This window comes from Clostridium yunnanense (genome assembly GCF_016595795.1).
GTDB classification, from domain to species: domain Bacteria; phylum Bacillota; class Clostridia; order Clostridiales; family Clostridiaceae; genus Clostridium_AR; species Clostridium_AR yunnanense.
The window spans coordinates 63,736-76,445 of sequence record NZ_JAENHN010000029.1 but is presented as its reverse complement, the minus strand read 5'-3'; the positions used below and the strand labels follow the sequence as shown (position 1 = coordinate 76,445).

Genomic DNA, 12,710 nt, shown 5'->3' with positions numbered 1-12,710 from the left:
TTGAATCACCCACATAAATTTAATAATTTAAGTATAACATAAAAGACCTAGAAAATTGTCTCCTGACAATTTTCTAGGTCTAATTTGCTAAAAGGGACTTTTTCAGTGCCCTCGAAGGTCACTTCAGTGTTTTTTTATTCCAAAGTTTATTTTGAAACAACTTTAATGTATTCAACTTTTGAGTCTTCGGTACCTTGTACGTAAAGACCAACCTCTTTAAGTTCTTCAACATATTTTATGATTTCTTCTGTTATTATCTCACCAGGGCAAAGAAGTGGAATACCAGGTGGATATGCAAGTAAGAATTCACCACTTACTTTTCCTATACTCTCTCTAAGAAGTATTGATTCTTTTTTACTATTAAAAGCATCTCTAGGAATAAGAACACTCTCAGGAATAGATGGTATATCTAGAAAGTCAGGTCTTACCTTTCCTTTAGAAGAATATTCGTCAGATATCTCTCTGAGAGCTTGTAATAATTTATCTATACTTTCCTTTGTATCTCCAAAAGAACCTACAGCAAGCACGCTATATAAATCAGAAAGTTCCATTTGAATATGGTATTTATTTGATAATATCATATCCAATTCATATCCTGTAATTCCTAAGTCTCTACAAGTTATAGTAATCTTGGTTGGATCTAAAGCTACCACACCTGGTCTTCCTAGTATTTCTTCTCCAAAACAATAGAAACCGTTAATTTTATTTATTTCAGTTCTAGCATAATTAGCTAAATCTATAGTTTTATCTAAAAGTTCTTCTCCGCTTAAAGCAATTTGTCTTCTAGCACAATCTAAACTTGCCATCAAAATATAAGATGGTGAAGTTGTTTGAAGTAAGTTCAGCACCTGCTGAACTCTTGCAGGATCAATATAATTGCTTTTAACTTGAAGTAAAGAACATTGAGTCAACGCTCCAATTATTTTATGAGTGCTTTGTGCACAGATATCAGCACCTGCTTCCATTGCAGACATAGGGAGTTTTTCATTAAACTTTAGATGAGGACCATGAGCTTCATCTACGATTAAAGGAATATCGTAACTGTGAACAATGTCAGCAATTTCCTTGATTGCGGTTGCAACGCCATAGTACGTAGGGTTTATTATTAATACAGCCTTAGCATCTTTGTTTTCTTCCAAAACTCTTTTTACTGTTGCAGGGGTAACACCGTGAGCTATACCTAACTTTTTGTCAAGCTCTGGCTGCATAAATATAGGAACTGCTCCACTAAGTATTATTCCAGCAGTAATTGATTTGTGGACGTTTCTAGGGACAATTATCTTATCTCCTTGACTTACCACAGACATAATCATGGCTTGAATTGCACCTGATGTTCCATGGATTGAGAAAAACGAAGCATCTGAACCATATGCATCAGCAGCAAGCTCTTGTGCTTTTTTTATCGGTCCTGTTGGATGATGTAGACTATCAACTAATTTAAACACCGTTACGTCTATCTTAAATGGGTTTTCACCTATAAAGTTTTTGAATTCCTCATCTATTCCTACGCCTTTCTTATGACCAGGAACGTGAAATGGAATAGTATCTCTATCTACATATTCCATTAGGGCATCAAACAAAGGAGTTTCATTTTGGTCAAATCTGTACACTTTGATACCGCACCTTCTTTCAATAAATAAATATCTTTTATGAAAAACAATATAATTATATGTTATGAGTAACTGTAATGCAATAAAAAAATTGATATGAATAATATTTATTTCTTCTGACAATACTATAAGGCAGGAGGGATTAAAGTGGAAAATATTAAATTGAACAGTAGAAGTAACAAAATAGGTAAAACAGCAAATAAGACTAGAAGAGCAGGGAAAGTTCCAGGTATTGTATATGGAAAAGGAATGCAGAACTTTATGTTCGAAATAGGTGAATTAGAATTAAATCAAATTATAACTGAACATGGAGAGCATGGTGTAATAGATATTGACTTAGAAGAACAAAATAAGAAAGTGCTTATTAAAGAACTTCAAAGAGATCCTGTTACACACAAAGTAATACACTTAGATTTAGAGACTATAGATAAAGATCAAAAGATTATTACAACTGTACCAGTTCATTTTAAAAATGAAGGTGTAATAAAATCTTACGGAGCTATAATTCAAAAAGAAAAGTCAGCAGTAAAGGTAAGCTGTACTCCAGATATGTTGCCTAAGTTTTTAGAGATAGATGTTTCACAATCTACTATAGGAAGCATTTATAAGGTATGTGATTTGGAAGTCGGAGCGGAAATATCAATAGTTGATGACTTAAATACTGTCCTTGGTTCTGTGAGCTACGAGCAAAAGGTAGTAGAGGCTGTGGAGCCAGAAGAGAAAAAAGGATAAATAAGCCCTATGACTACATAGGGTTTATTTTACACTGTAAAAAATACAATATACATAAGTTAGGTTGTAATTATATAATGTAACAATTTGAAAAAATGATTAACTATAGAATAATAAAGAAAGAATATATCTACTGTGGAAATTTTCTCATATTTATATTAGAAGATAAGATTGATAAAAAACCACCAATGTAAAACGTATTACTCATTATATATAATTCATATAATTTCATAAATTTGTATATAAAAGTTTTAATTGTCCATTTTTTAGTGTATAATATTTAATGTTAAATTATAAGGAGGGATAATAATGACATATAGAGAAAAATACGAACAATGGATACAATCGCCTACTATTAATGAAGATATAAAGAATGAATTAAGAAGCATAACTGATGAGAAGGAAATTGAAGATAGATTTTATAAAGAATTAGATTTCGGTACAGGTGGGCTAAGAGGCGTTATTGGTGCAGGAACTAACAGAATGAATATATATACTGTGGGAAAGGCGACTCAAGGGCTTGCTGATTATATAAATGAAGCATATGCAGAAGGAAAATCAGCTGCTATTGCATATGATTCAAGAAATATGTCAAGGGAATTTGCTAAAGCTGCTGCTTTAACTTTATGTGCAAACAACATAAAAGTATATCTATTTGAAGATTTAAGACCAACACCAATGCTATCGTATACAGTTAGAAAGTTAAACTGTAAATCTGGTATCGTAATAACAGCATCTCATAATCCTAAGCAATATAATGGATATAAGGTATATGGTGATGATGGTGGACAAGTTACAGATGAACCAGCAAAGAAAATAATAGGATATGTAAATGCTATATCTGATTATGCAGAGATTAAATCAATAAGCGAGGAAGAAGCATTAGAAAAAGGGCTTCTTGAGTATATAGGTGAAGATATAGATAAGACTTATATAGATGCTGTTAAAGCTTTAACTATAAGGAAAGAGTTAGTTGATTCAAATGCAAAAGATTTAAAGATAATTTATACTCCGATTCATGGGTCAGGTAATATGCCTGTGAGAAGAGTTTTAAATGAGTTAGGATATGAGAACCTACATGTAGTAAAAGAACAAGAAAAGCCAGATGGAAACTTCCCGACTGCATCGTATCCTAATCCGGAAGAACCAGCTGTATTTAAGTTGGCTTTAGAACTAGCAAAAGAAGTTAAGCCGGATATAATCTTTGGAACAGATCCAGACTGTGATAGAATTGGTGCTGTTGTTAAAGATAATGAAGGAGAGTATAGGGTTTTAACTGGCAATCAAACTGGAATGCTTTTAACTCATTATGTATTAGATGCACTTAAAGATACAAATAGTTTACCTAGCAATGGTGCAGTAATTAAGACAATTGTAACAACAGAAGCCGTAAGAAAGATGGCCTCTCACTACAATGTTACATTAATCGATGTATTAACAGGATTCAAATATATTGGAGAAAAGATCAGAGAGTTTGAAGAAACAGGAAGTCATAAGTATCTTTTTGGTTTTGAAGAAAGTTATGGATACCTAGCAGGAGAATTTGTAAGAGATAAAGATGCAGTAATTGCATCGATGTTAATCGCTGAGATGACTCTTTATTATAAATCAAAAGGTAAGACATTATATGATGGTTTAATAGAAATATATAATGAATATGGGTTCTATAAAGAAAATCTAGTTTCTATTGAGTTAAAAGGAAAAGAAGGTCAAGAAAAGATAGCTAGTTGCATAGATAACATGAGAAATAATCCAGTATCTGATGTAAATGGAGTTAAGATAGTTAAGAGATTCGATTATAAGAAGAGTGAAGAAGTAGATATTGAAAGTGATTCTGTAAGTACAGTAGATTTACCGAAATCTAATGTTCTTAAGTATATTTTAGAAGATGATTCTTGGTTTGTAGTTAGACCTTCTGGTACTGAACCAAAGATGAAGGTATACTTATCCATTGCTGGCAGTAGCTTAGTAGATGCAGAAAATAAGATAAAGAAGTATACTGAAGAAGTGATGAAAATTATAAACGAGAAATTAAATTAAATTTGAATATATGATTAAGGATAAACAAGTTGTTTAACAATATATTTTGAGTTTTTATTTAAAAAATTTATAGATAAAATCAAAATGTAGAGTTTTATTGAAAACTAGTTTGCCTAAGAGATACCACTTCAAGTTGCAAGCTATTTTTAAAACACCTCTGGTTTTTGAGAGGAGTTTTGAAAATATAGATTCTAAAATGAAGTGGTACATCCATATATATATATAATATTTTGTTATATGATATATATTGAACAATATAATAAAAAGAATTAAACAGTAGGGGTGAATGTATTGGACTATAATTCACTTTTTAAGGATAAGCTATCTAAACTATTATTTTTAGAAATAAGAAATGTTGAGGCTTTTTTAAAAAAGATAAGTGATAAACAAGTAAAATTAAAAAATAAAGAATTATTTATTCCATTAAGTATGGAATTTTTAGCTGAAAAAGTAAAACAGAATGAAGAACTTAAAGATATACCATTATATGAATTTATTGAAGGGATGTTCTATGCACTAGGTGCAGATGAGAATTTTTCCTATAATGAAGATTATAAGAATATCTTAGACTCCATAAACAGTTCAAAAGAAGCCATTAAAGGAATAATTGCAGAAAAAGTGAAGCAAGGAAATTATGATGATAGTTATGTGCTTTTAAGAGGATTGTGTAGATCATACGGGGAAGAGGAAATCTTTGAAAAGTTATTAGTAGTAGGGTGTACTATAAGAGAAAGTAATAGAGATTTTAAAGATTTGCATATCGAAGATATAGAAAAATACAAAAAGGTATATCCTAAGAGCGCCTTACCATATATGTATGAGGCACTAACATATAAAGATGAGGGAGAGTATTCAAAGGTATTAATGTCTCTCAACGAATACATAAGGCTAGGTGGAGAAAGATCAACTGAGATTGAACAACTTTTCTTAGAAGTTTCTGATATAGTAGCATATGAGAAGGGGAAAGAAGAAATTGATATGAATCCTTTAGAAGCTATAAAAAAGCTTCTGCCTTTATTAGACAAATTTGAAGATAATCCACTTATATATTATTATATTGGTTTATCATATAGAAAGCTTGATAATTACGAAAAAGCAATATATTATTTAAATGAGAGTTTAACAATAGATAGTTCTATTGTTGAAACCGTAAATGAATTGGGAATAAATTATGCTGCTATCGGAGATTTTGAAAATGCAATAATGTATTTTAGAAAAGCTTTTGAAGCAACTAAAGATGTTGAGATATGCACTAATCTAGTGATGTGTTACTACAATATCGGAAAAATGGATGATGCAAAGATTCATTTAGATATAGCTAATAAACTTGAACCAAATGATGAAATTGTAAAACAGTTAAATAAAGTAATAGGGGGATAATTAATGGAATTAAAAGAGTACTTTAACATTGTAAGAAAAAGACTATTATTAGTTATTTTAATAACTTTAAGTTGTACTTTGATAAGTGCAGTAGTGAGCTACTTCGTAATAAAACCAGTTTATAAAGCAGATATATCTGTAATTATTGGTCAGATTACTAAAGATGATACTCAAAAGCAAAACTATAATGATGTTATGATGTATCAAAAAATGGTTAAAACTTACAGCAAGTTTGCTACAACTAAAGCAGTTGCAGAGGATGTTATAAGTGAGTTAAATTTAGATATGACTGCTAACGAATTAATAAGCATGATGTCAGTTACTCCTCAAGGGGACACTGAATTTTTAACAATATCAGTTAAATCAAGGGATAAAACCGAGGTGGCAAAGATTGCAAACCAGATAGCGAAGTCTTTAAAGAAGGTTTCTACTAGTATAAAGAAACAAGATAATGTTCAATTGGTAGATGAAGCAGTGGCACCTAATAGACCAGATAGTCCAAGACCCCTTTTAAATATTGCAGTAGCATTATTTGTTGGTCTTATGCTATCTATAGGTATTGTTTTCTTAATAGAATATCTTGACAATACAGTTAAGGATGAAGAAGAATTAACAAGATTACTTGGGGTTCCTGTAATAGGTGTAATTCCTACAATTGAAGAATAATGGAGGAAGCCAATGGATAAGAATTTGATTTCTTTAGTTAATAATAAATCTAGAGGGGCTGAGGCCTTTAGAACTCTAAGAACAAATATACAATACTCTTCTCTTGACGAAGAAATGCGTGTAATTGTAGTGACTTCATCAAGCCCTTCAGAAGGTAAGAGTACTGTTATATCGAATTTAGCTACTTCAATGTCTCAAGCGGGCAAGAAGGTATTGCTTATAGACTGTGATTTTAGAAGACCTACTGTTCATAAAAAATTTGGTATTCCAAACTCAAAAGGATTAGCAAATATAATAATAGGTGAAAATAAAATAGAAGAATGTTTAAAGACAACAGAGATAAAAAATCTTTATATACTAACATGTGGTACTTTGCCACCTAATCCATCGGAACTTTTAGGTAGCAAGGCAATGACTAAATATCTTAATGAATTTAAGGAGATATTTGATGTAGTTCTAATAGATGCACCTCCAGTTTTAGCGGTTACTGATGCTCAAATACTTTCTGTTAATGCTGATGGAACATTACTTGTTGCTTCTTATGGGAAGACGGAAAAGAAAGCAATTGTAAAATCAAAGGAAATGTTGGACAAGGTAGGCGGAAAGATTGTTGGAGTGGTATTAAATATGGTTCCGACTAAGGCAAACGAATATTACTACAGTAAATATTATGGTTATTATGAAAAAGAGTAGGTGATATGATGATCGATTTTCATAGTCATATAATACCTAATGTAGATGATGGATCACAATCTTTTGATATAACAAGAGATATGCTTAAGAATTCGCTTCAGGAAGGTACAACTCATATTTGTGCAACTTCCCACTATATACCTGGAGAGTTCGAACAGCAAAAAGATACTTATGATAGTGCTTTCTTAAAGGTTAAGGAATTAGGACAAGATATAGGCATAAATGTTATTAAAGGGTTAGAGGTTTATATAACTCCTAACCTTTTAGAACTTTATAATAATGGTTTGATCTGGTGTCTAAATGACAAAAAATATATGCTTATTGAGCTTCCTATGAGAGAATTTCCACTTTATACTGAAGATGTGTTTTATGAATTAAGACTAAAAGGGGTTACTCCAATATTGGCTCATCCAGAACGAAATTTTAAGATTGCTAATAACCCAGAAATATTAAAAAGTCTTGTTGAACAAGGAAATCTTGCTCAGGTTAATGCAGGAAGTTTAACAGGCGCTTATGGAAATGCAATAAAGGAAGCTGCGGAGCAATTAGTTAAGAGAAATTTAGTGCATATGGTTGGAAGTGATGGGCATAACAATGAGAGAAGAAATACTTTTGTTAAAAAAGCCTTATCTAACATAAAGGAAATTAATACTGAATTATATAAGTGGATTGAAGATAATGAAATTAGGATATTAATCGGAGAAGATGTTTCACCGTTACCAATAAGAGAGTTAAAGAAACCAAATTTGTTTTCTAGACTATTTAGTAAGAAGTAATTAGTATATCTAATTGCTTCTTTTTTTTGCTGTTGCATATATAATTTGACTTTAAAATATATTGAGTGTAAAATTATTAAGAGTTTAAAAGTTTTAGAGGTGACTTATGAAGAAAAACAATATAGTTACAGAGTTTTTTAAAATCGCTACTTATTTTATAGATGCAGTATTAGTTGTTTTTGCAGTATATTTATCTTTTTTTATACAATTTAAATCAACACCGCCAGACTATAATCTTATACCATTTATAAATATAATTCCATTTATAGTTATCGCATATTTAATATATATGTATGTATTTGGATTGGGAGATTTATTAAAAAAGAGTATTACTGAAACAATATATTCTATAGGATTAGCGGTTATTGCATTATTTATAACAACTGCTGGAATAACTTTTTTTGCACGTGGTTTTGCGTATCCAAGAATGGTTCTTGTAATAAGTACCATTGTGCAATTTGTACTTTTATCTATTTGGAGAACTGTAGTGTGGAAGATAAACAGATCTTTTCATGGAGTAAAAGAATGTTTAGTAATAGGTGAAAGTTCTTTAGAATATTTAACTAAAAAAATATTGTTAAAGCAAAGAGATTTATATAAAATAAAATATATATGTGGTAGTAAAAGTAAAAATATAGACAGCTATCTAGATAACGTAGATGTTGTTTTTATATGCAATGATGTAGAGTTAAATGTTAAAAAGAAAATAGTAGACAGTTGTCTTGCAAGTAGAAAAAGTATATATATAATTCCAGATATCTACGAGATTGCAATACTTAACTCTAAGTTAAACAGGGCGGATGATATCCCGATGTTTAAAGTTCAAAAGTTAGGATTAACATTAGAAGCAAGATTTTTTAAGCGCTTGCTTGACATAATTGTATCATTAGTAGGTATAATACTTTCTAGTCCTATTATGCTTATTGTAATTGCAGCAATAAAGTTATCTGATGGTGGAACAATATTCTACAAGCAAGAAAGAGTTACTATAGATGAAAAAAGTTTTTTTGTGTTGAAGTTTAGGACAATGGTTATGAATGCTGAAAAGTTAACTGGCCCTGTTCTTGCGGGAGAATCCGATCCTAGAATAACAAAAATGGGAAGAATATTGAGAGCTACAAGATTAGATGAACTTCCTCAATTTTTTAATATACTTCTTGGCGATATGAGCGTTGTTGGGCCAAGACCAGAAAGACCATTTTTTGTTGAGCAGTTTAAGAATGAGATACCTGATTATAAATATAGAACAATTGTAAAAGCAGGATTAACAGGTCTTGCACAAGTTTTAGGCAAATATTCAACTACTCCTGAAGATAAAGCTAGATATGATATATTGTATATAAAGAATTACTCAATACTCCTTGATTTGAAGCTAATATTACAAACGATAAAGATAATGTTCATGAAAGAAAGTTCGGAAGGGTTAAAGGATGACTTGCCTTTAACAAAATTAATAAAGACTACTAATGCTGAAATAACTATAGACAAAATCGAAGAATAATTGCTAAAATAGGAGGCTTTTTAGTCTCCTATTATTATAGGGGGAAATGAAATGAAAGCTTTGATAAATATGCTGTTCTGCATATATATTTTCTTAATACCGTTAATACCTTCAGAAATAAATGGGAAAAATTATAGTAATTTTACACAAGTAATATTATTTTTCACAGTAATTATATATCTATTTGTTATAATAAAAAGCAAGAATATAAATAGATTAAAACAAAATTTTATAGAATTTATTTCTAATAAGTTTTATATAGCTTTAATAGTATTTTTTGCTATAATGGCAATATCAGCTATATACGCTACTGATAAAACTCTTGCTATAAAGGAAAGCATAAGGTTTTTTTCTTATATTGTGACTATGTATATGATAAGTGAATGTTTTGACGATAAAGAAAAAGAAAATATTATATTTACTTTGATATTTACAACTTTTATAGTGTCAGTTTTGGGAATAATACAATACTTTACAGGTATTGGAGCAGATGTTTTTTTAGCTACAGAATCAAAACTTAGAATACAAGCGACCTTGGATAATCCAAATACTTTAGGCGCATTTGAAGTGTTGATGTTCTTTCCTTTGATATCTATGATAAGAACAAAGAATAGAAGTAGCTTTTTTAGAGTACTTACTGGAATTACAGCCATACTGGCAGTGATAAATTTAGCTATCTCTCTTTCGAGAAGTGCTTTAATAGGCTTTGGTATAGGATTAATGTTGCTTGTTATAATTTTCGGTAGGAAAATGTTATTTGTACTAATACCATTAGTAGGAGTGGTGTTAGCTTTGCCTAGTACATTGAGCAGAATAAAGCAAATCAGTGATAGTAATCAGAATGATTCGCGAGTGAAGATCTGGAATATAGCTATGAAGATGGTTAAAGAGCATCCTATTGGCGGTGTTGGTAATGGAAACTTTATAACTAATTATCCTAAGTATGTAAAGGCATACCCTCAATTTAAAGAGGAAGGTGTAGATGTGTTCCCAAGTCACAATTCATATTTAAAGGTTGGAAGCGAACTGGGGATTATTGGAGAGTTGAATTTTATTATAATTCTACTATTGATTTTAAGAGAAGCTTTTTATTTCATAAAAAATAAAGGTGAATCATTAAACTCGCATTTTATAGAAGGTTTTGTTGTTGTCTTGATACCTTTTTTAGTTATGAATTGCTTTGATAACATTCTATTTGTTCCGAAGGTAGCAACCTTTTTTTGGATAATGGTGGCAATGTTGTTTTCCTATAGGAAGAGAAAAAGTACTTTTTAGGAGCGTGAAGAAATGTCATATAAAGTAGCTCAAATAATTACTCAAGCAGAAATGGGTGGAGCGCAAAAACATCTTTTAATTTTAAGTGAAGAGTTGAAAAAAATGGGCAATGAGGTCAAAGTATATGCAGGGGAAGGTACAGGTCTGGAACTGCAACTAGAGAAGCTGAATATAGATTTTGAAAGAGTAGGAAATTTGAAAAGAGAAATATCTTTGTCTTACGATTTAAAGGCTATATTAAGCTTTATAAAGATATTTAGAAAAGAGAGGTTTGATGTGGTGCATTGCCACAGCTCAAAAGCTGGTTTGGTGGGTAGAATTGCAGCAAGAATTGCAGGTGTAAAAATTGTAACTTATACAGCTCATGGTTTTGTATTCAATGAACCTATGAGTAATTCAAAAAGAAAAATATACATAGCCATTGAAAAGATAGGAGCTATATTTGGAAATAGACTGATAGCTGTTTCGAAAAAGGATTATCAGTGTGCAATTGATTATAAATTAGGAAACAAGAAAAATATTTACTATATACCTAATGCAGTAAATGAAGTTGATAGAAAACTTCTTAAAAGCTGTGATGTTTTAAAACAGCAGCTTGAAGTGGAAAATGATTTTGTATTAGGGGTTGCTGCTAATTTTTATGAAACAAAGGGACATCGTTATTTGATAGATGCATTGATAAAGTTGACAAATGAAGGGTATAAATTTTCTTGTCTTCTAATTGGAGATGGGAAGACTAGAGAAGAAATGATGAAAAAGGCAGAGTGTTACAATAACATAAAGTTTTTAGGTTTTAGAAAAGATAACTATGATTTAATAAACTGTATGGATTTGTTTGTACTTCCTTCAGTAAAAGAAGGGATGCCTTATGCAATTTTAGAAGCAATGACTTTGGCAAAACCTATCCTATGTACAAGAGTTGGTGCACTTACTGATATGATTGAAGATGGAAATAACGGCTTTATAGTAGATCCTGAAAGTGTGGATCAGATATATGAGAAGCTTAAATATATAATGGATAATAAAGATGTGCTTATTAATGTAGGTAAAAGTGGTTATAATTATTATAAGAAGAACTTTACAGTAGATTTATTCGTAAAAGATGTACTTAAAGTCTATGATGAAACAATGGAGAGTAGATAAAGTGTTCAGTAATATACTTGGATATAAGATTTTTAATAAAAGTAAGGAAAAACTAATAGAATTTGTGTTTGCTAGGAAAAAGATATGTATAATATCGGGCAACCCAGAAGTTTTGCTTAATGGCATGAATAATAAAAATCTTTATGATACATTTAATAGTGATGATTTTATAATAATACCAGATGGTGTTGGAACAGTTGTTTCAGCTAAAATAGCTGGACAACCAGTTCAAGAAAAGATTGCAGGAATAGAAGTGATGGATGAACTTTTAAGGATATCAAATGAAAAAGGATATAGAGTTTACCTATTAGGAGCTTCTGAGGATGTAATACAGAGATGTAAAAGCAATATAATTAACAAATATAAAAATATTGATATATGTGGCTGTAGGAATGGGTATTTTAAAAATGATGAAATGAACGAAATTGTTGAAGAAATAAAAGTTTCTAGAGCTGATATATTATTTGTTGCACTAGGATCACCAAAACAAGAAAATTTTATTATTGAAAATATGCAACAATTACCGTGCAGAATATATATGCCAGTTGGAGGTAGCTTTGACATCTTTGCTGGAAAATTGAATAGAGCTCCGAAAATTATGTTGAAATTAGGACTTGAATGGTTATATAGAGTTTGGAAGGAGCCTTTTAGAATAAAAAGGTTAGGGAAAATCCCTAAATTTATACTTATTGTTTTTTTTAATAGGATAGGTTTAGTTAGAAAGACTTTAGTTAAGTAATTATACAAGTTTGTAAAAATCTAATATAACTATGATAGATATTAAGTGAAACAAAGTTGCTGTGAGGAACGTATATTTCTAATAGCTCGTTCATATAGCAGCCCCCCTGCGTAACCGCTTAGTTTTAATAATACAATAGCCTTGATTTAATATGA

General features: G+C 30.5%; 11 protein-coding genes. 10 read left to right on the top strand and 1 reads right to left on the bottom strand.

Annotation, left to right across the window (positions count from 1 at the left end; all coding sequences use genetic code 11):
• Nucleotides 1-146: 146 nt before the first annotated feature.
• Nucleotides 147-1,610: an aminotransferase class I/II-fold pyridoxal phosphate-dependent enzyme gene (locus JHL18_RS10500; RefSeq protein WP_200268881.1), complete on the bottom strand. Its 1,464-nt coding sequence runs from the start codon at nucleotides 1,608-1,610 to the stop codon at nucleotides 147-149.
• A 147-nt stretch (nucleotides 1,611-1,757) separates the two neighbouring features.
• Here JHL18_RS10500 and JHL18_RS10495 point away from each other — a divergent pair, with 147 nt between their 5' ends.
• From JHL18_RS10495 to JHL18_RS10450, 10 genes are all read left to right on the top strand, one after another.
• A complete protein-coding gene (locus JHL18_RS10495) occupies nucleotides 1,758-2,342 on the top strand; it encodes a 50S ribosomal protein L25 (RefSeq protein ID WP_200268879.1) in 585 nt (194 codons plus the stop codon).
• A gap of 309 nt (nucleotides 2,343-2,651) precedes the next feature.
• Nucleotides 2,652-4,382 (top strand): phospho-sugar mutase, encoded by a 1,731-nt coding sequence (locus JHL18_RS10490; protein ID WP_200268877.1) that lies wholly within the window; start codon nucleotides 2,652-2,654, stop codon nucleotides 4,380-4,382.
• Between the two features lie 291 nt (nucleotides 4,383-4,673).
• Nucleotides 4,674-5,762, top strand: a complete 1,089-nt coding sequence (locus tag JHL18_RS10485) for a tetratricopeptide repeat protein (protein WP_200268874.1) — start codon at nucleotides 4,674-4,676, stop codon at nucleotides 5,760-5,762.
• 3 nt (nucleotides 5,763-5,765) lie between these two features.
• A complete protein-coding gene (locus tag JHL18_RS10480; RefSeq protein ID WP_200268872.1) occupies nucleotides 5,766-6,428 on the top strand; it encodes a YveK family protein in 663 nt (220 codons plus the stop codon).
• A gap of 12 nt (nucleotides 6,429-6,440) precedes the next feature.
• Nucleotides 6,441-7,121 (top strand): CpsD/CapB family tyrosine-protein kinase, encoded by a 681-nt coding sequence (locus JHL18_RS10475; protein ID WP_200268870.1) that lies wholly within the window; start codon nucleotides 6,441-6,443, stop codon nucleotides 7,119-7,121.
• A gap of 5 nt (nucleotides 7,122-7,126) precedes the next feature.
• Nucleotides 7,127-7,897: a tyrosine-protein phosphatase gene (locus tag JHL18_RS10470; protein ID WP_200268868.1), complete on the top strand. Its 771-nt coding sequence runs from the start codon at nucleotides 7,127-7,129 to the stop codon at nucleotides 7,895-7,897.
• Nucleotides 7,898-8,003: 106 nt separating this feature from the next.
• Nucleotides 8,004-9,398 (top strand): sugar transferase, encoded by a 1,395-nt coding sequence (locus tag JHL18_RS10465; RefSeq protein WP_200268866.1) that lies wholly within the window; start codon nucleotides 8,004-8,006, stop codon nucleotides 9,396-9,398.
• 51 nt (nucleotides 9,399-9,449) lie between these two features.
• Nucleotides 9,450-10,673, top strand: a complete 1,224-nt coding sequence (locus JHL18_RS10460; protein WP_200268864.1) for an O-antigen ligase family protein — start codon at nucleotides 9,450-9,452, stop codon at nucleotides 10,671-10,673.
• Between the two features lie 12 nt (nucleotides 10,674-10,685).
• Nucleotides 10,686-11,816, top strand: coding sequence for a glycosyltransferase family 4 protein (locus tag JHL18_RS10455; protein ID WP_200268862.1), 1,131 nt, complete (start codon nucleotides 10,686-10,688; stop codon nucleotides 11,814-11,816).
• Entirely contained in the window at nucleotides 11,794-12,555 is a 762-nt protein-coding gene (locus tag JHL18_RS10450; protein ID WP_207753002.1) for a WecB/TagA/CpsF family glycosyltransferase, read from the top strand. The genes JHL18_RS10455 and JHL18_RS10450 overlap by 23 nt, the downstream gene beginning before the upstream one ends.
• The last annotated feature ends 155 nt before the right edge of the window (nucleotides 12,556-12,710 follow it).

Coding starts and splice junctions, on each gene's coding strand:
- JHL18_RS10450 (WP_207753002.1), top strand. CDS start 11,794: ATGAAACAATGGAGAGTAGATAAAGTGTTCAGTAATATACTTGGATAT.
- JHL18_RS10480 (WP_200268872.1), top strand. CDS start 5,766: ATGGAATTAAAAGAGTACTTTAACATTGTAAGAAAAAGACTATTATTA.
- JHL18_RS10470 (WP_200268868.1), top strand. CDS start 7,127: ATGATGATCGATTTTCATAGTCATATAATACCTAATGTAGATGATGGA.
- JHL18_RS10475 (WP_200268870.1), top strand. CDS start 6,441: ATGGATAAGAATTTGATTTCTTTAGTTAATAATAAATCTAGAGGGGCT.
- JHL18_RS10465 (WP_200268866.1), top strand. CDS start 8,004: ATGAAGAAAAACAATATAGTTACAGAGTTTTTTAAAATCGCTACTTAT.
- JHL18_RS10490 (WP_200268877.1), top strand. CDS start 2,652: ATGACATATAGAGAAAAATACGAACAATGGATACAATCGCCTACTATT.
- JHL18_RS10460 (WP_200268864.1), top strand. CDS start 9,450: ATGAAAGCTTTGATAAATATGCTGTTCTGCATATATATTTTCTTAATA.
- JHL18_RS10455 (WP_200268862.1), top strand. CDS start 10,686: ATGTCATATAAAGTAGCTCAAATAATTACTCAAGCAGAAATGGGTGGA.